Source organism: Mycobacterium sp. Soil_C_30, assembly GCF_057656995.1.
On sequence record NZ_JBDGJH010000001.1, the window covers coordinates 410,556 to 429,768 of the forward strand.

The window sequence follows — 19,213 nt, forward strand, 5'->3', positions numbered from 1 at the left end:
CGTAATGGCCAATCGGCGGCTGCGGCCACGGCGTACCTGCTACCCGGTAGTCGGGATTGGGGATAGCAATGCAGACCAGTGTCCCCTGATCGGACGAACATTGTCTCCAACAGCGACCGTGAGAAGCCGGGCAGAGGAGCAACGATGACGCACCATCTCGACTCGAAGGATCGCCGGCTGGCCCCGGTGACCTCCCTCAACAGTGACACCGCGCTGAAAGCGCGTTTCGAGCGCGACGCGGTTCCGTTGGTGGACCAACTCTACGGAGGTGCGCTGCGCATGACCCGCAGCCATGCCGACGCCGAGGATCTGTTGCAGGAGACCATGATCAACGCTCTGGTCGGGTTCCACCGCTTCCGCGAAGGCACCCACCTGCTGGCATGGCTGTACCGGATCATGACCAACACCTACATCAGCGGCTACCGCAAGAAGCGAGTGCGGCCGGCGGAGTATGCGACCGACGAGATCACCGACTGGCAGCTGGCTTCGGAGGCCGATCATTCGTCCACCGGCCTGCGTTCTGCTGAAGTCGAAGCGCTGGAGGCCCTGCCCGACAACGAGATTGCCGCAGCTCTGCAGGCGCTGCCGGGGGACTTCCGGATGGCGGTGTACTACGCCGACGTGGAGGGATTCACCTACCGGGAGATCGCCCAGATCATGGGCACACCGGTCGGCACGGTGATGTCGCGGCTGCACCGCGGCCGGCGTCAACTCCGGGAGCTGCTGGCTGAGGTCGCCCGTGACCGTGGTTATCTTCGCGGCCCGCTGGTGGCTTCCGAAGCCCTGGCGTCCTGACATCCGAGGGGGACACCATGTCTGCATATCGCCTCGTCGGCCGCTCGGGATTGCGGATCTTCCCGCTGTCGCTCGGCACGATGACATTCGGAACGGGGTGGGGCTGGGGCGCCGACGGCGACGAATCCCGCCGGATCTTCGACGTCTACGTCGAGCGGGGCGGGAACCTGATCGACACGGCCGTCAACTACACCGACGGCGAGTCCGAGCGACTGGTCGGGAAACTGATTGCGCCGCACCGGGACCGGTTGGTTCTGTCGACGAAGTACACCATGTCGCGGCGGGCCGGTGACCCCAACGCGGGAGGCAATCACCGGCTCAACATGATCCGCTCGGTCGAGACCAGCCTGCGTCAGCTCGACACCGACCGTATCGACCTGCTGTATGTACACGCCTGGGACTTCACCACCTCGCCGGAGGAAGTGATGCGCGGCCTCGATGACCTGGTTCGCAGCGGCAAAGTGGTGTACGTGGGTGTCTCGGACACCCCGGCCTGGCGCATCGCCCAGATGCAGACGCTGGCGCTGCTGCGCGGCTGGGAGCCGCTGGTGGCGTTGCAGATCGAGTACAGCCTGGTGCAACGCTCGGTCGAGCACGAGTTGATCCCGATGGGTATCGAACTGGGCCTCGGTGTCATGCCCTGGTCGCCGCTGGGTGGGGGAGTGCTCACCGGTAAGTACGGCCGGGCCGACCTGGACCAGCAGGGCTCGCCTCCGGCCGCCGGTAGCCGCACCGGCGTCATCGCGGCCAGCGGAAACATGACCCAGCGCGCACTCGACATCGCCGACGTGGTGGGTACCGTCGCGCACGAGATCGGCGTCACCCCAGCGCAAGTGGCGCTGGCCTGGGTGCTGCACAAGCCCGGTGTGGTGTCACCGGTCATCGGTGCCCGCACCTTCACCCAGGCCGAACAGAATCTCGACGCACTGCACATCGTCCTCGACGACGAGCAAATCAGCCGCCTGGATGCGGCCAGTGATCCCGGCGCGATCTTCCCCACGGTGTTCCTGCGCAAGCCGATGACACATCAGCTCGTTTTCGGCGGCGTCGAGGTGGACACCAGCCGTCCGCAGGCAAAATCGCCCATCCCGCAGGCTGTCTGAACCCGGGCCGGATACCGTTGCCGTCATGGCGACTGACATCACCGTGCGGGGCAGCTTCTCGGCGTTCCAGCCACCCGAGCGCGGGACGGTGCACGCGACCATCTCCTATGAGGGCCCGCAGATGCAACCGGTCTACGAGCGGGTGGCACGTGACCTCGAGACGGTGCGCGATTCGGTGGCCGGGCTGCTCGACGGGCCCGTCACATGGTGGTCAGCCGGACAGCTACGCACCTCGTCGACCCGGCCGTGGAACAGTGACGGTAAGCAGCTGCCGCTGGTGCACCGCGCCAGCGTCACCGTGGACGTGAAGTTCCGCGACTTTCTCGAATTGTCGCGCTGGGTCGGCCAACACATCGCCGGCGCCGAGGGCTTCCGAGTGTCCAGCGTGGAGTGGGCGCTGACCGAAGTGCGCCGCGACGAGCTGCGCCGGGAGGCGCGTCGCCGCGCCGTGCTGGATGCCGCCGACAGGGCTCAGCAGTATTCCGACGCCCTCGGCCTCGGTGCCGTGCGCCCCGTTGCCATCGCTGATGCCGGCATGCTGGGCGCGCACCTGCGTCCGGACACCGGCGGCGGCGCTCCGTTCGCCCGCGCGGCGGCCCTGCGAGCCGGTGGTGGCGCCGAAGTGGAGTTCGTACCGGAGGACATCGAGGTGTCAGCCGCGGTGGATGCGCGCTTCGTCGTCGGGGCTGTCTGACCGACACGCGTGCCCAGCAGTGGCGGTTTGGTGTTTGCTGCAGTATCTTCCAGGGCGTCAATACATGGACTCATGCAGAGGTTCTTTCTGCCGGAGGAAGGATCATCGTGGTGCGTGCTGGTTTGGTTCCACTGTTTGCGGTGGCGATGTTGATGGCGGGGTGCGGCGCCTCCGACGACGCGGCCGCACCGTCGGGTGAATCGGAGTCGGCCACCGCGACCACCGAAAACGCCGCAGCTGCGGAGGAATTCGCTGACCAGGGCGAGATGATCGCCACCTACGAGGATGCGACGACACCCGAGGCGATCCGCGGCCGCCAGATCTACCAAGACGGCAAGATGCTCGAGGACATGGCCGCCGGTGCCAGCGAGCTGTTGAAGCTGCCCTACGACATCCCGCTGGTGGGCCAGCAGTGCGACGAACCCAATGCCTGGTGGAGCCCGTCGGAGCAGAAGATGACCATGTGCTACGAGTATGTCGACTTCGCCGAGAGCATGTTCCTGGACGCCGGTGACTCCGATACCGACGCGCTCGACTCCGCGGTGAATGCCACCTACGCGACCTTCTTCCACGAGATGGGGCACATGGTCATCGACATCTATGACCTGCCGACCACCGGCCGGGAAGAGGATGTGGCCGATCAGCTCTCGGCCTTCATGCTGTTGATGCCCGGTGACGACGATCAGCTCGATCCCGAATCGGTGTCGATCCTGCGCGACAACGCCCGGTTCTTCGAAGCCTTCTCCGCCTACGGCGAACTGGACGAATCGGCATTCGCCGATGAGCACTCGCTCGACCAGACCCGCATGTACAACCTGCTGTGCTGGGCGTACGGCGCTGACCCCGACATGAACAGCGACCTGGTGGAGAACGATCTGTTGCCCGAAGAACGGGCCGGCCGGTGCGCAGATGAGTTCGATCGCATGAGTTACGCCTGGGCCAGCCTGCTGGGGCCCTACGTCAAGGAGTGACCGTACGGCGCTTGGTGAATTCAACAGGGTGAATCGGCCCCGGCGATCCTGCCGGGGGCGCACGTCAGCGATTCACGAGACGAGTAGTGCCGTACCCGAGCCGTTGTCACGGGAATGCGCGAAAGTGGTCATATGCCAATGCGCTGGCTTCGGGGCACCGTCATCATGCCACTGTGTGCGCCGTGCGCTACCGCGATGATGGTGATCGATGTGCGCGACACGTCACTGGTCGACGGGGTGTCTCCGGTGATCGCGGTCAGCAGTTTCCCGGACACCGTGGTGATGCCCGGCCACCGCCATCACTTCGCGATGGAGGCACCGGAAGTGCCGCCGACGCATTGCCTTTCGCTCGGCTGCCACATCGACCTCAGCGGTGAAGGGGTGCTGACCCGCGGCGATCTGCTGTGCGCCGAGCCGGTACCGGTGGCCCCGGTGGGCGACGTCGACACCCTGGTGGTCCAAGTGGTCACCGTCTGACAGTCACACCGTGGCCGGCACCTTCGCCGTGCTCATCTCCTGCCGCAGGGCGGTGAAGTCGGAGATGGTCTTGGTGGCCACGGTGGCGACGGGCCGCGCATTGCGACCGGTGGCCTCCTTCTTCGACACCATCACCACACTGTCGATGTAGGGCTGGATGGTGGTGGCGTTCTGCACCGTGGCGACGATGACCAACTGGAAACCGAACTTCCGGAACGCCTGCAGGGCCTGCTGGGCGAACTGCGGGTCGGACTTCGAGAACGCCTCGTCGAGCATGAGTTGGGCGAAAACCGGTTTGTTGGCATCGTCTTCTCTGGCGTCTCCCGGCGCCGCGAGGTTGAAGCTCAAGGCGCCCGCCAGGCAGAACGCCATCAGCTTCTCCTGCTCACCGCCGGAGTTGTCACCCGCGTTGCTGTGCGTGCGGATCAATTCTTCGCTGCGCACATCCCATTCGGCGCAGTCGAAGGTGAACCGGTTACGCACATCGAGCGCGTCACGGGTCCACACCCTGTCCTCGGGCGCCGTCGAGGCCAACCGGTTGCGCAACCGCAGGATATCGGCGTACTGGTCCAGAATCGCCTGCTTGTCACCCAATCCGACCTCGGCGATCCGGCGGGAGATGGCGCGGACGATCTCGGTCAGCTCGGACACCGCCGTCAGGGTGCGTGGGGTGGCGCGCAGCGTCAACCGGGTGCCGCGATTGAATTCGACCGACCCCAAACCGGTGTTGACCCGCGCGATCTGATCGCTGATCCGGCGGGCCTCCTGCTCGGCCACCCGGTGCAGAGTCAGGATCGCATCCGGTGCCTGCTCGGTGACCAGACGCATCATCAGTTCGTACGCCTCGGGCAGCTCCCGCTCGTCGATGTGCCGGCACAACGCCACGTAATCGTGCACCCGCTCATCGAACACATCGCTGTCATTGGGAATCGCGTCGGGGAACGCGGTGTCGAATGTGTTCAGGATGCGGGCGAGTTCATCGTAGGAACGCCTGCGGCTCTCGCGCAGCTGCTCCCGTTCACGCCGGATGGTGTTGAACACCGCCTCGCGGTGCGGCTCGGGATTGAGCAGCTCCAGCGGCACCGGCACATCATTGGCGTACCGGTGCAGCAGTTCGGTCAACGGTTCCGACACGAACGCGGGCGCCAGGCGCTCGGACAGCTCCAACAACCGGGTCCGCCTACCGTCGAGATCGTCGCGACGGGTCTGGATGGCACCCCGGCGCGTCATCAACGTCTGGATCTCCGACCAGCATTCCTCTGCGCGGGCCGACAGCGCCTCGATATCGGGATGGTCGGCCAGCAGGATCTCGAACTGCTCACGCAACCGGTCCGCGTGTTTGTCGGCGGTCTCGGTGTCGATGTGGTTCCACTGCGGGAACTGCTCGCAGATGGCCTTGCACGCCGCGGCGCGGTCACGCATGCGCTGACGCTGAGCGGCGATGTCATCAGCAGCACGCCGGGCCTGCTGATACGCGTCCTCCGCGGCAGCGAGGTCGACGGTCAGCGCGTCGATCTTGGCGCGCACGTCACCCTGGTAGATGTACTCGGCCTGCTTGAGCGGGCGCCGGTCATCCTTGATCGCCAGGCGGTCGGAGTCCTTGTACAGACCGGTGTCGGTGACCGCACGGCGGAAGCGGGAGAACACATCCGGGGTGTCGACGCACACGTGGTCGCCGGCGGCGGCCACCACGTCGGCGGCCTCGGCGGCGCACGGGTGCGTCGGATCGACCACGAACAGCTTGCCGGCCAACGTGTTCGGCTCGGCGTCCACCGGTGCCTTGCCGACCAGGCTGGCGCGCACATGGTGCAGTTGCAATCGGCCCCGCATGTTCGTCTCGTTGACGAAGCGCAGCACGGCGGCATAATGCGAGTCGGGTACCAGCAGACGCAGCCCGACGCCGCGCAACACCTTCTCCACCGCGACGCGCCAGCGGCTGTGCTCGGGGCGCAGATCCATCAGCTCGGCGATGTAGGGAAGCTCGCCGGGATCGATTCCGACTGCGGCGCAGATGTGTTCACGCATGGTGGTCGCCGACTCGGGTAGTGCGGAGCCGACGTGCTCCACCCGCTTGAGCTCCTTGGCGGCGTCATCGCGCGCCATCCGCGCGACCTTCTGCGTGTACTCGGCGTCGGTGGATGCTTCACGGCCGCGGTCGAGTTTGGCCAGCAGTTCCGTGGCCTGCGTGGTGAGCTCTTCGCGCAGATTCCAGAACTCGTCTGCGCTGTCGGGGATGTCGAGATTCTGGGCGGTGACCAGCGCTTCGTAGGCCGCACGGCGGCGTGAGACCTCCTCGGCCTGCGCCTCGGCCGCGGCCACCTGCGACTGCAGCGGCCCGATACTGGCGCTGGATCCGCTGATCTGGGCGTTGAGCGAATCTGCCTCGGCCTTGGCCAGATTGAGTGAGCGCGTGACATCTTCGTACTCGTTGCCGAGCTGGTCGATGGTGTTGTCCAGCGACTCGATCTGCGCGGGGCACTGGGCCAGCCGGACGTGATCGGTGTAGGCGCGCACCATCGGCTGGTCGACGAGGTCGATGATGCCCAGATCGGAGGACTCCGAGGCGTAGCGCTGCTGGATCTTCTCGATATCGCCGAGGATCTTGCGTTTGCGCTGCGCGACGGCCAGCAGTTCACGTGCTTCGACCAGCGGGTCGATCTGCTTGAGTGCCTCGGGCAGCCGGGACAGGCTCTCCGGTTCGTCGAGCATGAACTCACGGACGAACTGCTCGAGCCCGCCAACGCTTTTCAGTGACTTGGCCTTGCCGAGCAGCTGCTGGGCCGCGTCGGAGGCGCGGATGCCGATGGTGGCGTACAGCTGGGCCAGGTACTGCGACTCCACTTTGGTGGAGAACCGCCAGTTGTCGTCCTTGAAGACGCCGGTGTCGAATCTGCCTGAGGCCCAGCGGTTACAGACATCTTCGATGTCGCGGTCGTCGTCGGCGAGCACGAACCGGCTCGACGAATCCGAGCGCGACTCGCCGGTGAGCCACTTGAGCACCAGGCCGGTGACCGTGCGGCCGGTGTTGCTGGAGTACGTGACGGCGATGGCCGACCAGGCGGTGCCGTCGCCGCGCAGGTACATCACCTTGCTGGTGCCGCCGTCGCTGCGCTGACCCCAGGCGCCCCGGACGTACTTGTCGACGGTGCGCCGGCCCGCGCTGGAGCCGGCGGCGGAGTTGTCGCCCGAGGCGTTGAAGTTACGGCGGTTGAACGGCAGGAAGCCCAGCGAGATCGCGTCCAGCAGTGAGGATTTGCCGCTGCCCGAGGCACCGGCGATCAGCGCGCCGCCCGCGCTGAACGGGATGGAGTGATACCCGTCGAACACACCCCAGTTGATGACCTGCAGGCGGGACAGATGGAACTGCTCAGGCATCCAGCGCTACTTCCTCTGTTTGGGGGGTGCCGCCACCCAGCAGCAGTTCGAACTGCTGCTGCAATTCGGTGATCACCGAGGCCGTCATGATGGCCGTGATGACGGGGCTGACGGTGTAGCTGTCCTCGTCGTCGCGGCTGCGCCGCAGGATCTCCAGCCCGGTCAGGCGCGCTATGGCGGCGTCGATGCGGGCGGTGAAGGTCACGGTGTCGCGGTCGACGTCGTTGAGCACCCCGGAGAACAGCCCGTGCACTTCATCACGGCTGATCAGCACGCTGCTGTCGCCGGAGGCGCGCATCATCTGGGCCAGGTGCAGCGCCAGGATGGAGTCGTAGGTGCCCAGCGGTTCGCGGCGCAAGAGCTTGGCGCCCTTGGCGGATTCGTAACGGGCCTGCTCGACGAACGCGACTCCGTCGTCTCCACCGGCACCTTGCACCAGGCGCAGCAGCAGATCCAGTTCGGACAACCGCACCGTGAGATCTCTGCGGTACTCCACCACCCAGCTGTAGAGGTCGCGGTCGGCTTCGGCGCTGATGTACCGGCGGGTCAGAAGCTGTTGCAGCGCCCAGCATGCCCGGTCCGGCAGTTCGCTGACGTCACCTTCGAACCGGGGCCGTTTCTGGTGGGGGGTGCGGGTGTTCTGGTCGACGTGGGGGAGGGCGGAAAACCCCTCGTAGTCGGGAGTGGACTGCTCGGTCACTGGGCGGCTCCCTGCAGGCTGGAGATCGGTTCGGTGAACATCAGGCGGGGGACTTCCATCTCGCGGTCGCGGCCGTCGAGGGATTGGAAGCGCACTTTCTCAACGGGGTGAGTCGATGCTGTGGTGTTGGTGTCCGCTTGTTTGAGCGCCCACGACCAGAGCACGATGACGTGTCCGAGGTAAGCCGAATCCAGCATCTCGACCGCATCGGGCAGCGACAGCGGTCCCGACGCGATGGCGGCGTTGATCATCTCCGACATCGCCGGCGCGTCGACCTGGGTGGTCAGTGCGGCGAAGCTGGCCAGGTCGACCTCGCCCTCGGCGGCTTGCGCGGGTTTGGGATTCGACAGGTCGCCGATCCGGAAGCTCAGTGCGCCAACGGAACTGATGGCGTGCCGGGCGAGCGGGAGTTCGATGTCGAGCCGCGAGTCCGTCAACGAGGACTTGAGCAGATTGCGGGCGGCGCCGATCGCCTCGTTGAGCTGACGGGCGACGCCCCGGCTCTGCTCGAGGGTGCCGTAGGCGGTGAACCGTTTGACGCGCTGCGCGCAGCGCTGCTGGATGCGTTCCACCTCGTCGATCTGATGTCCGACGAGTTCGAAGAAGCCGGCCATGACCTTGCGCAGCTGCGGGTCCAGCGCCGGGAGTGCCTCGGCGACCGCGGCGACGTCGGCTTCGAACTCGGCGCGCTGGTCGGGATCGTTGATCATCCGCAGGAACGCCCGGTGTGAGTCGCGGCCCTGCGAGTCCCAGGCTTGCTGGTAGTCGGCGTACATGCGCCGCTGCCGGTCCCGGTATGCGACATTGCTGTCGATCGGTTCATCGAGTGCGGCGGTGGCCTGTTCGATCATCGTGCCGTACTGGCCGATATCGGTGATCAGCCGCTCCATCTGCAGGGCGATGGCGCGGGCCTCGTCGTAGGAGTCGGTGAGGTCGGGTTCCGGGCGGTCGCTGTCGAGGCCCCGTTCCAGGGCGTCGAGCTCCTGGCGCAGGGCGTCGATCTCGGCCTCGATGCTCTTGCGCACCCGTGCGGGATCGTTGCCCACCCGCAGCGCCACCTGCTTGAGCCGCGCGGCGATGCCGTTGATGGACCCGCCGGTGGCGATGGTGTCCTGCCGGCGCATGCCGCGAAGGAAGTCCAGCGCGCGGCGTGCTTCCTGGGTGAGGTAGCAGAGATTGCGCTCGTGACCGGATCGGGTGTCGGCAATGCGATGCAACCAACCCTGGCTGGCCCAGGACTTGATGAGGCTCAGCCCGGACTGACCGTCCGATTCCTGAAGACTGTTGAGGTCCTGTTCCAAGGCGACGACGAGCTCGGTTTCCGGAACCACGCCGCTGCTGAGGTGGCGGTCCATCAGTGTGGCGTAGATGCCGAGGTTGTTGGTGGCGAGCAGGCGGACGGTGGGCGAGCTCTGGATGTCGCGGTTGAGGTCGAGCAGGTCGACAGCCGACAGCTCAGCGTTGACGTCCACCTGTGTGCACCTCCGGGCGTCCTGAGCGGTCATGGAACCGTCCAAGATAGGCGACTTCGCGGCGGCGATGCTCCGCTGGGGCGGCGTGTTGGGGACAAGTCTCGGTGTGTTGGCGCTGGGCTCGGAACAGGCGTTACTGGCGTCACTCGAGGCCCAGCAGCCCCACTGGTAGCCGGGTACGCGGGGTCGCCGGTGCCCGGCTCTGCGCGACTCTTCAGCGACGTTGGAAACGCCAGGGCGGCGGTGTCCGGGGGCGCCGGTATGGCTTTGCCCTGTAAGCGCCGAAGCGGGAATAACTAGGCGCATGAGCAGCAACCGCAGGCGCCGTGACGTGTTGTACAGACTAAATACTGCCAACCACCGTTCAATTCCTGCCAACGGAAATCAACCGGTTGAACTGCGGGTTTCAACCATCAGATCGGACAGAACCCCTCACTGAACCGATTGACCCGCGACTCACACGAGCCACGATGCGACCACAACGAATCAACGAGAGAAGCAGGATCATGAAGAAGCTCGGATTTGCCACCATCGCCGCCACCGCATTGACCGCAGGCGCCCTCGGACTGGCCGCCCCGGCACTGGCTGCCCCCACCGGTGCAGGCAATGCGCAGGACACCATCTCCTCGCTGCAGGACCAGGGTTACAAGGTGGTGGTCAACCGCCAGTCCACCGCTCCGCTGAGTGAAGCCACCGTCGTCTCCGTCGGCGAGGGCCCGGCCTTCACCCACAGTGTGTCCGGCGCCAACAGCGACGACGACAAGCTGTACGGCCCGGTGACCACGCGGACCGTCTACGTCAACGTGAAGTAAGCCGAGATCGGTCGAAGAGGCGCCTCCGCGGAGGCGCCTCTTTTGTCGATGGGCGGTCAGCGCTTGCGGTTGTTGGAGATGATCTCGATGCCGGAGGTCGGGGCATTCTTGTCCCGCTTGTCGGCGCGCTTTTCCTTCAAGGACTTTCCCGACTTCTTGGACATGCTCGAGCGGGGAGATTTGTCTGACATCGCCGACCCCTTGATTGGGGGCCTGGGTGGTCCCGATCTCCCGAGCATACGCGCAGCGCGGGTTGATGCGGTTCCAGTGAGCGGATGACGTTCACCCGCAGCCGATCCTCCTGTGCGGCCCATCGAACGATCCAGTCCCGAAAACCCCGGCGCCAGTCGGGAATTCACTCCAGTCCGTTGGCGAGCACCATCGACTCGCCCGTCATGACCCGCCCGTGCGCGGACACGAGGTACAGCACGGCGTTGGCGACGTCCTCGGGTTCCAGCAGTCCGGGCCGCGGCCTGCCCTTGGCGAACATCTCCTCGACATCCGCGCGGCTCGGGTGGTCCAGATCGGGGCGGATCATCCGGTAGGTCCCCGGGTTGTGGATCATCGGCGTGCTGACACCAGCGGGCAGCACCGCGTTGACCGTGATGCCGTGGTCGGCTACCTCCCAGGCGACCGACTTCACCAGCGCGACCACCCCGGCCTTGGCGGCGGCATAGTGCCCGGAGTTGCGGGCCCCGGTGTTGGCGACGATCGACGACGTGGCCACCAGAGCGCCCGCCTGCCGTTCGATCATGTGAGGCAGCACCGCCCGGAAGGTGTTGAAGACACCGGTGAGGTTGACGTCGATCATCGTCTGCCAGCGCCGCGCGGACATCTCGGCAACGGGTGCGCTGCTGGCGATACCCGCATTCGCGATGGCGATGTCGAGATGGCCGAACTGGTCGACCGCCCGGTTCGCGAGGTCGACCAGCGCGTCGAGGTCACGGACGTCGGCGACGACGGCCAGACAGCGACGGCCCAGCGCTGTGACGGCCTGCTCGGTCTGCGCGAGATCAGCTGGGGTGGGGAGGTCGTAATCCACCTCGGCGACGGGCGCGGCCAGATCGCACAGCACGATATCGGCGCCCTCCCGCGCAAGCGTGAGTGCGTGCGCCCGGCCCTGCCCGCGGGCACCGCCGGTGATCAATGCGACCTTGCCTTCGAGTGCACCCATCTCGTCTCCTTTCCTTCTTGATGGGTAGACCCGTCTGTGGCGCGGAACTCATCGTCACCGTTGCTGGTCAACGTCGCGCGCGGTAGCCCGCCGCGGCGGCCGCCGCGCACTTCCTGCCAGTGAACGGTCAATTTCTGCCAGTGGAATTAAACCGCTGATCTGCTGGTTTACACCATCAGAGCACCACGAACCGCGAGCCACAGACCCTCTCTGGGACCCACGATTCGAACCCCAACGAATCAAGAGAGAAGAACCATCATGACCAAGTTTGGATTTGCCACCGCCATTGCCACCGCCGCCACCGCCGCGTTCTTGGGGCTGGCCGCGCCCGCGCTGGCCGCCCCCACCGGCGCCGGCAACGCCCAGGACACCATCTCCTCACTGCAGGACCAGGGGTACAAGGTGATTGTCAACCGGCTGTCCAACGCCCCGCTGAGCGAAGCCAGCGTCGTCTCTGTCGGTGAAGGCGCCACCTTCAGCCACACCAACCCCAACAACGGTAACGAAGGCGGCTACGGCCCCAACGCCGACAACCAGTTCGCCCCGCAGAACACCAAGACTGTCTACGTCAACGTCCGCTAGAGCAGTCCACCGAAGAAGGCACCCCGAGTGGGGTGCCTTTTTGGTGTGCACCGCGCAGGATGTCGCCGACGTCAGCTCCGCGCACGCCTGTGAGGTCTTCGAACCACGATGCCCCATGTCGCGAAGGTCGCACGCACTGACCCCGACAGTTCCTGCGGGCCAGCATGTTTCGCAACCGGCGATAAGGTGAACCGATGTCCAGCGCAACCCCTGTGACCCCGGAGCGGCGCAGGCGACCCAAAGATCGCAAGGCGCAGATCGCCCGGACCTCGGCCGAAGCGTTCAGCGAGCTGGGGTATCACGGCGTCAGCATGGAGGACATCGCCGGCCGGGTGGGCGTGACGGCGGCGTCGCTGTACCGGCATTACGCGGGCAAGTACGACCTGTTCCGGGCGGCGGTCCTGGGGATGGGCGAACAACTCCTCGAGGTCACCACCTTTCTGGACGACGAATCCGCCGACGCCGAGGCGAACTGGGAGCGCGCCGTCACGACGCTGACCGACTCGGCCGTCAAGAACCGCAACAGCGGCGGTCTGTACCGCTGGGAACACCGCTACCTGGAGCGCGTCGACCAGGACGTGCTCGACGCACAGCTGAGACTGGTCAACCGGCGACTGCAACGGCCGCTGTCGGTGCTGCGCCCCGAACTGACGGGCCGGCACCGGACCATCCTGGCGGCGGCGGTGCTCAGCGCCGTCGGCAGCATCACCGACCACCATGCGAGGCTGGCCACCGACCGGATCCACGCGACGCTGGCGCGCATCGCCCGCGACCTCCGTGACACCCACCTGCCCACACCGCCGCCGCCGGCCGGCGCACCCCGGCGCCGCACCGTCGGGGCCGCCGCAGGGGAGTACGAGCAGATTTTGCATGCCGCCCTGCTGCTGTTCAACGAACGCGGCTACCGGGAGACCGGCGTCGATGACATCGCCGCTGCGGTGGACATGTCGGCGCCGAGTATCTATCGCTTCTTCCCGAGCAAGGGGGCGATTCTGGCGGCGGTGTTCCGCCGGGGCGCGGACCGGGTGTCCGGCGACGTCGCCGACGTCCTGGCCACCGCCGCCGACCCGCGAGAAGCCGTCGCCGGCCTGGTGGACACCTATGTGCGGCGCTCGATCGCCAACCCGGAACTGGCCTACGTCTACTACGCCGAGCGCGCCAGCGTGCCCGCCGAGGACCGGGTGGTGATCCACAACATGCAGCGCGCCACCGTGGAGGCCTGGTCCAGCCAGGTCGCCGCGGCCAGGCCTGAATTCGCCCCCGACGAAGCACGTTTCGCCGTCCAGGCGGGTTTTGCGCTGACGGTCGACGTCGGGCGGGTGCTGCAGCGTGACGACACGGGCTCGGCCCGGGCGATCATCCGGCATCTGATGCTGACCGTCCTACTGGGCGATGCCACGCTGGGCGGCCGCTGACCGGGTGAGCCCGGTTGGTGGTCTATGAATGAGCGATGTCCACTGACCTGTCCGCCACCGGTGTCGTGCTGCTCCATCCCGCCCCGGCGGAGCGGGTGCAATCCTGGCTCGAGCGGGTGCAGGAGGCGGCATCGGCGTTTCCGGGTTTCGAAGCGATCCGGCTGGCCCGCCGCGGCGGCAATCTGGCCAGCGCTGCGGCCATCACCTTCGACACCACCGAACATCTGAACGCGTGGCTGGACTCGGCGGCGCATGAGACGGCATTCAGTGACGCGAATGATCAAGGTGTGCTTGGCAAATCGTCGGTGCTGCTGGTGGGTGACGCATACCGCCTGCCGCCGGGCACCGCGGTGTTCCGCCACGATGTGATCCCCGGCCGGACCGGCGAGTTCATGGCCGCCGAGCAGGAGATCGCCGCGGCCACCGCGAGCCTGCCCGGGTTCGACTTCCTGATCCTGTTGCCACCGTTACCGGGCCGCAACCAGTGGATGTCGATCCTGAGCTTTCACACCGATGACCAGCTGTCGACATGGCTGGCCTCCGACGAACGGGCGCAGCGCGTGCCGCATCTGCGGGCACACCTGACAAAGGACTTCACCGTCGACGCGCCGTTCGGTTCGATCCTGCGCGTGCAGGACGGACGCCCGCGGGTCACGCCGAAATGGCGGACGGCGATGTTGATCGTGCTGGTGCTCTATCCCACCGCGATGACTGTGACCCGGTTCATCGCACCGCTCTGGGTGCAACTCGGCGCACACCCGTGGCTGTCGACCTGGCTGACCCAGGTGGTGTGCGTCGCCGCGATGACGTATGCCCTGATGCCGTTCGCCACGCGGGCGTTCGCTCGTTGGCTCGACCCGGTGGCGGGGTCGTCGCTGCGGGTTTCGGTGGCCGGTGCGCTGGTGGTGTTCGCCGTGTACGGCGTGTGGTTGACGCTGTTCGCGACGGTGCCGGGGCTGCAGCTGCCGATCCACCCGTGATGTGGCGCGCGTCACGCGTGAATTTTGCTCTCGCGGAATTAAATTGGTTAACGGCGGGTTAACTCCATTGACCGGGATGGCGAGAGCGCCGGCCGATCGACGATGTGAGTAAACAGAGAGAAGCACGATACAAATGAACAAGTTCGGAATCGCCACCCTTGCCGCCACCGCCGCGACCGCCGGATTCGTCGGCCTTGCCGCCCCGGCCCTGGCCGCGCCTAGCGCCACCACCAACGCGCAGGCCACCATCTCCTCGCTCGAAGCGCAGGGTTACCACGTCGTGGTCAACCGTCTGTCCGAGCGTTCACTGGAGGAGGCCAACGTGGTCTCCGTGGGGAAGGGCGCGACCTTCACCCACACCGTGAGCGGCGCCAACAATGACGACGACAAACAGTTCGGCCCCGTCAGCACGACGACCGTCTACGTCGACGTCCGCTGATCTGAAGCCCGAGTCAAGGGGGCGTCCCAGCCGGGGCGCCCCCTTTTCGCGTTTCTAGAGCTGCACACCCCGGGTCAAGGCGCCGTCGACCAACAGATTGGTGCCGGTGATGAAACTGGCCGCCGGGCTGGACAGGAACACCACGCCGTTGGCGACTTCCTGCGGGGTGGCCATCCGGCCGGTCGGGTTGAGTCCCAGTGCGGTGGCGAACAATTCGGGGTTGTTCTCCTCGATCGAGGGCCACACCCCGCCCGGGAAGTAGGTGTTGCCGGGGCTGACCGTGTTCGCACGCACCCCTTTGCCGGCCAGTTGGTAGGCCAACCCCTGCGTGTAGTGGATGATGGCGGCTTTGAAGGTGCCGTAGGGCCCGGCCGCGAAATCGATCTCGCGGCCCGACACGCTGGAGATGGTGACGATGGACCCGGCGCCGGACTCCAGCAGGTACGGCAGCGCCGCATCCACCAGGCCGACGGTGCCCATCAGGTCGACCTCGAAGCTGGCGCGCCAGTTCTCCGGGTTCTCCGGGATCGCCAGCGCGCTGACGTTGGCCACCACACCGTCGATACCGCCGAGTGCCTCCGCGCTCGCAGTGACCCATGACGAAAGTGCCTCGGTGTCACCGACATCCACCGCGGTACCCAGCGCCGACGGTACTTCCAGACTCTTGTCCACCGTGCGTGCGCAGTAAGCCACCGCGGCGCCTTCTGCCAGAAGTCCTTCGACGATCGCGCGGCCGATGCCGCGGGTGCCGCCGGTGACCAGGAAACGCTTACCCGCCAATCCGAGATCCATGATGCCCTTCTTCAGTAGTTGATGCTGCCCAGTGCTGCTGCGGCCGAACGAAGTTCAGCGTGGATGCCGCCGTACGCCGGGGCGGGCGGCAGCAGTCGCTTGTCGATTTTGGTGACGGCGCTGTAGTTGGTGTCGACCACGTTGGCGATCGGCACCTGCGAGATCTGCGTCAGGAGTTGGTAGGCGTCGAGCCGATCCAAGCCGTAGAGCTCGCCCAGCCACGTGATCATTTCCACCTGGCCGGCCCGCCACGCCTCTTCCAGGGGTCGTCCCGAACCGATGCACATCAGATGGGTGTCGGTCTCCAACCGCGGCCAGGCCGGGCCGGCGCCCTTGATCAGTTCGACGATGGCAGTGACGTGCATGGCGCCTTCGACCGCGGTGCCGCATGACTCGCCCTCGCCCTGTCGGTAGTGCCCGTCGCCGAGGGAGAACAGCGCGCCGGGCACGTTGACTCCGAGGTAGCAGGTGGCGCCCGCCGCCATCTCCGGGGTGTCCATGTTGCCGCCGAAGGAGTCGGGGACCAGCGAGCTGCGCACTTCACGGCGCCCCGGTGCCACGCCGACAGTGCCGAGCATGGGGTTGGCCGGCAGGGTGATGTTGAAATCGCTGGCCTGTGCTGCGAACGCGAGAGAATCTGTGGCCGAATCGTATTCGTAGATCCAGGTGCGTTCCGGCAGCGCCGGCTGCAGTGTGGGACTGGCCGGGACGCTGGTCAGCCCGCCGAAGAACGGGATCAACGTCGAAGCGCCCCAGGTGCGGGCCGGCGTCAGATCCACCAGGTGCACCGCCAGGGTGTCGCCGGGTTCGGCGCCCTCGATGTAGAACGGGCCGGTCTGGGGGTTGAGGTCCTCGGTGTCCAACGCCACGCTGGCGACGTCATCCCGGCTGGTGATCCGTCCGCCGTAGGCGTCCTCGGTCCACAACGTCAGCACGGTCCCCGGTTTGATGCGCAACACCGGTTGCGCACCGCCGAAGGTATAGGCCAACTGGTCAACGGTGGGGATGAAGGTGACGTGCTCCATGGCTCCATCCTGGTGGGTGGGGCCTTTTGTCGCAGGGTTAGTCGCAGTGTTGTCGGCGATCCGGGTGTGTGGCTACCCGATCCTCCTTATGCTGAGCGAGTGCACAACATGGACCTGGTGCAGCCCGCCGCTTTCCTGCGAACCACGCTTCCGCTGGGCCTCGACGCGCTCGGGCAGTACGACTCCGGTCGCTACCACTCCATCTGGATGCCGGACCACATGGTCAGCTTCTGGCCGGATTCGATCTGGACCCCGGAGTTCACCGATCTGGCCACCGTGTCCCCGTCACCGCACCGCCATCTCGACGGGCTGGCTGTCGCGGCGGCCGCGGCTGTCCTGACCACCCGCACCCCACTGGCGTCGTGTGTGGTGGACACCGTGCGCCGCCACCCCGCGACGCTCGCCCAGACCGCGCTGACGTTGGGCCACCTCTCGCGCGGCCGGTTCATTCTCGGTCTCGGTTCGGGTGAGCTCGAGAACACCGTGCCCTACGGCTTCGACTTCGCCCGGCCCGTCAGCAGATTCGAGGAATCCCTCCGCGTCATCAAGGCGCTGTGGCACGGCGAAGGTCCGGTGGACTTCCGCGGCGAGTTCTACCGGCTGGACCACGCCCGGCTGGACACCGAACCCTTCGGTGGCGTGGTACCGCCGATCTGGATCGGCGCCGCCGGGCCCCGGATGCTCGACATCGCCGGGCGGCACGCCGATGGGTGGTGGCCCATGGGCGCCTACACTCCGGAGGACTACGCCGCCAAACTGGCTGTCGTGCGCGCATCCGCGCAGCGAGCGGGCCGGGACCCGTCCGCCATCGTGCCCGCGTTGACCCAGATCTGCCTGATCGGCGACGACGCGGAAGTGGCCGCCATGCTGGAAGCACCTCTGGTCAAGTCCATCATCCTGATGCTCACCGCGGAAGACCTGCGCCGATTCGGATATCGCCACCCGATGGGGGAGCGCTGGCGCGGCATCCAGGATTTCGACCCCGTGGCACTCTCGCGCGAGCGAATCCTCGACTTCTGCGCCGAGGTGGACACGCAAGCCATCCGTGATGTCTTTCCGTGCGGCTCACCCACCGACGTTGCGCGCCGGGTCACCGAATTCGCCGACGCCGGTATGCGCGTGTTCAAGCTGATGGATTACGGCGGCATGGCCGGGCTGCAATACGGCGCCCGCTCGGCAGCCAAAGTCGTTGAGACCGAAGACGAGGTGAGACGCCTACTCACATCACGATCGACCCGGTGGCCCGAAACCCTGATCGCGGCGGACCTACTGGCCGAGGCGCAGCGTGCGACCGGGCTCAGCGACTGGGGCGACGACACGCTACCGGCCCGGTTCGGGCTGGCCGTCGACCATCTCAACGGACTGGCGATGGGCCCTGACGGTAGAAGACGGGCGGCCGGCGTGTGCCACTGGCTGTTGACCTCGCGGCTGGAGTTCCTCGAAGACCGGCGGCGCCATCCGGTGGGCGAGGAGGTCATCGAGGCGCCGATGTTCGTGACGGGTGAACCTCGTTCGGGCACAACGCTGATGCATGCGCTGATGTCGGTGGACCCCGACGCCCGAGCATTGCGGTTCTGGGAGGTGATGTATCCGTCACCGCCGCCGGGCCTGGCGCCCGACGACGATCCCCGTCGCGACCGCGCCGACGCGGACTGGCGGGAGATCAACACCACGCTGCCCCGGTGGCTTCATTCGCATCCGTACAACGACATGCTCGGAGACGGGTTGCCGGAGGACGAGCGGACCTGGGCCTTCGACTTCCGCGTCATGACGCCGACGGCGTGGTGGCGGGTGCCCATGCAGAGCCTCACCATGGGCCTACCGACGGATCCGGCGGCGCAGTACCGCCTGCACAAGGCCATGTTGCAGCAGTTCCAGCACGCGCGGCCGCCGAAGTACTGGGTGCTGAAGGGTTTCCACGGGTTCCGGCTCGCGGCGTTCTTCGCCACCTACCCCGACGCCACCCTGGTGTGGTTGCACCGGGATCCGGTGCAGGTGGCCGCCTCACGCACCATGATGATGGCCGACATCGCCGCGGGCATGGTGGGGGACATCGACCTGAAGGCCGAGGCCAAGCTGCACCTGGAGATGACGCGGGCCAGTATCGCCAACACGATGTCGAATCCGCTGACCGATGACCCCCGCATCCACCATGTGCGGTACGGGGACTTCATCGCTGACCCCATCGCCACGGTCCGCGGTTTCTACGCGTTCTCCGGTCGGGAGCTCACTACGTCCGCCGAGCAGGCCATGCGCCGGTACCTCGCCGAGAACAAGGGCGACCGGCACGGCAAATTCCACTACTCGACCGCGGTACTGACCGATATCGGTGAGGACCTCGACGCGCTGCATGAGGAATTCCGGCCGTTCAGGGAACGGTTCGGCGTCGAGATCGAACAACGGTGAC

General features: G+C 66.6%; 19 protein-coding genes and 1 pseudogene. 13 read left to right on the top strand and 7 right to left on the bottom strand.

Going from position 1 to position 19,213, the window contains the following annotated elements; translation table 11 throughout:
• The first annotated feature begins 144 nt into the window (after positions 1-144).
• From AC3A6P_RS01855 to AC3A6P_RS01875, 5 genes are all read left to right on the top strand, one after another.
• Positions 145-795 carry a sigma-70 family RNA polymerase sigma factor gene (locus tag AC3A6P_RS01855; protein ID WP_487687614.1) on the top strand — a complete coding sequence of 217 codons (651 nt, stop codon included), beginning with the start codon at positions 145-147 and terminating at the stop codon, positions 793-795.
• A 17-nt stretch (positions 796-812) separates the two neighbouring features.
• A complete protein-coding gene (locus AC3A6P_RS01860; RefSeq protein ID WP_487687617.1) occupies positions 813-1,898 on the top strand; it encodes an aldo/keto reductase in 1,086 nt (361 codons plus the stop codon).
• Between the two features lie 25 nt (positions 1,899-1,923).
• Positions 1,924-2,592: an SIMPL domain-containing protein gene (locus tag AC3A6P_RS01865; protein WP_487687619.1), complete on the top strand. Its 669-nt coding sequence runs from the start codon at positions 1,924-1,926 to the stop codon at positions 2,590-2,592.
• Between the two features lie 146 nt (positions 2,593-2,738).
• Positions 2,739-3,563 (top strand): DUF4344 domain-containing metallopeptidase, encoded by an 825-nt coding sequence (locus AC3A6P_RS01870; RefSeq protein WP_487688130.1) that lies wholly within the window; start codon positions 2,739-2,741, stop codon positions 3,561-3,563.
• Between the two features lie 132 nt (positions 3,564-3,695).
• Positions 3,696-4,040 (top strand): hypothetical protein, encoded by a 345-nt coding sequence (locus AC3A6P_RS01875; protein WP_487687621.1) that lies wholly within the window; start codon positions 3,696-3,698, stop codon positions 4,038-4,040.
• 3 nt (positions 4,041-4,043) lie between these two features.
• Here AC3A6P_RS01875 and AC3A6P_RS01880 read toward each other — a convergent pair whose 3' ends face one another.
• From AC3A6P_RS01880 to AC3A6P_RS01890, 3 genes are read right to left on the bottom strand one after another with little or no spacing between them, the layout of a single operon-like run.
• On the bottom strand, positions 4,044-7,415 hold the full coding sequence (locus tag AC3A6P_RS01880; protein ID WP_487687624.1) for an ATP-binding protein: 3,372 nt from the start codon (positions 7,413-7,415) through the stop codon (positions 4,044-4,046).
• Entirely contained in the window at positions 7,408-8,115 is a 708-nt protein-coding gene (locus AC3A6P_RS01885; protein ID WP_487687626.1) for a DUF4194 domain-containing protein, read from the bottom strand. Before AC3A6P_RS01885 ends, AC3A6P_RS01880 begins: the two co-directional genes overlap by 8 nt.
• The gene (locus AC3A6P_RS01890; protein WP_487687629.1) at positions 8,112-9,620 is read right to left on the bottom strand and encodes a DUF3375 domain-containing protein; all 1,509 of its coding nucleotides are present in this window, start codon (positions 9,618-9,620) and stop codon (positions 8,112-8,114) included. The genes AC3A6P_RS01885 and AC3A6P_RS01890 overlap by 4 nt, the downstream gene beginning before the upstream one ends.
• Between AC3A6P_RS01890 and AC3A6P_RS01895 the strand changes: the two genes are divergently transcribed.
• On the top strand, positions 9,619-9,759 hold the full coding sequence (locus AC3A6P_RS01895) for a hypothetical protein (protein ID WP_487687631.1): 141 nt from the start codon (positions 9,619-9,621) through the stop codon (positions 9,757-9,759). The two genes, AC3A6P_RS01890 and AC3A6P_RS01895, sit on opposite strands and share 2 nt — an antisense overlap.
• A 334-nt stretch (positions 9,760-10,093) precedes the next feature.
• Positions 10,094-10,399, top strand: coding sequence for a hypothetical protein (locus AC3A6P_RS01900; protein ID WP_487687634.1), 306 nt, complete (start codon positions 10,094-10,096; stop codon positions 10,397-10,399).
• A gap of 56 nt (positions 10,400-10,455) precedes the next feature.
• On the opposite strand, the gene AC3A6P_RS01905 is transcribed toward AC3A6P_RS01900, so the two are convergent.
• Together AC3A6P_RS01905 and AC3A6P_RS01910 are read right to left on the bottom strand one after the other, a co-directional pair.
• A complete protein-coding gene (locus AC3A6P_RS01905; RefSeq protein WP_487687637.1) occupies positions 10,456-10,590 on the bottom strand; it encodes a hypothetical protein in 135 nt (44 codons plus the stop codon).
• 164 nt (positions 10,591-10,754) lie between these two features.
• Positions 10,755-11,573 carry a mycofactocin-coupled SDR family oxidoreductase gene (locus AC3A6P_RS01910; protein WP_487687639.1) on the bottom strand — a complete coding sequence of 273 codons (819 nt, stop codon included), beginning with the start codon at positions 11,571-11,573 and terminating at the stop codon, positions 10,755-10,757.
• Positions 11,574-11,831: 258 nt separating this feature from the next.
• Between AC3A6P_RS01910 and AC3A6P_RS01915 the strand changes: the two genes are divergently transcribed.
• The 4 genes from AC3A6P_RS01915 (at position 11,832) to AC3A6P_RS01930 (ending at position 14,989) form a co-directional block, all read left to right on the top strand.
• The gene (locus AC3A6P_RS01915; RefSeq protein WP_487687642.1) at positions 11,832-12,155 is read left to right on the top strand and encodes a hypothetical protein; all 324 of its coding nucleotides are present in this window, start codon (positions 11,832-11,834) and stop codon (positions 12,153-12,155) included.
• Positions 12,156-12,349: 194 nt separating this feature from the next.
• Entirely contained in the window at positions 12,350-13,570 is a 1,221-nt protein-coding gene (locus tag AC3A6P_RS01920; protein WP_487687644.1) for a TetR/AcrR family transcriptional regulator, read from the top strand.
• Positions 13,571-13,605: 35 nt separating this feature from the next.
• A complete protein-coding gene (locus AC3A6P_RS01925; protein WP_487687647.1) occupies positions 13,606-14,550 on the top strand; it encodes an antibiotic biosynthesis monooxygenase in 945 nt (314 codons plus the stop codon).
• A gap of 133 nt (positions 14,551-14,683) precedes the next feature.
• Positions 14,684-14,989: a hypothetical protein gene (locus tag AC3A6P_RS01930; protein ID WP_487687649.1), complete on the top strand. Its 306-nt coding sequence runs from the start codon at positions 14,684-14,686 to the stop codon at positions 14,987-14,989.
• Positions 14,990-15,043: 54 nt separating this feature from the next.
• Here AC3A6P_RS01930 and AC3A6P_RS01935 read toward each other — a convergent pair whose 3' ends face one another.
• Positions 15,044-15,781, bottom strand: coding sequence for an SDR family NAD(P)-dependent oxidoreductase (locus AC3A6P_RS01935; RefSeq protein WP_487687652.1), 738 nt, complete (start codon positions 15,779-15,781; stop codon positions 15,044-15,046).
• Positions 15,782-15,792: 11 nt separating this feature from the next.
• The gene (locus tag AC3A6P_RS01940) at positions 15,793-16,806 is read right to left on the bottom strand and encodes an acetamidase/formamidase family protein (RefSeq protein WP_487687654.1); all 1,014 of its coding nucleotides are present in this window, start codon (positions 16,804-16,806) and stop codon (positions 15,793-15,795) included.
• 108 nt (positions 16,807-16,914) lie between these two features.
• Between AC3A6P_RS01940 and AC3A6P_RS01945 the strand changes: the two are divergent.
• Together AC3A6P_RS01945 and AC3A6P_RS01950 are read left to right on the top strand one after the other, a co-directional pair.
• Positions 16,915-18,024, top strand: a pseudogene (locus tag AC3A6P_RS01945) (LLM class flavin-dependent oxidoreductase); the annotation flags it as partial.
• Between the two features lie 33 nt (positions 18,025-18,057).
• Entirely contained in the window at positions 18,058-19,212 is a 1,155-nt protein-coding gene (locus AC3A6P_RS01950) for a sulfotransferase family protein (RefSeq protein ID WP_487688133.1), read from the top strand.
• The last annotated feature ends 1 nt before the right edge of the window (position 19,213 follow it).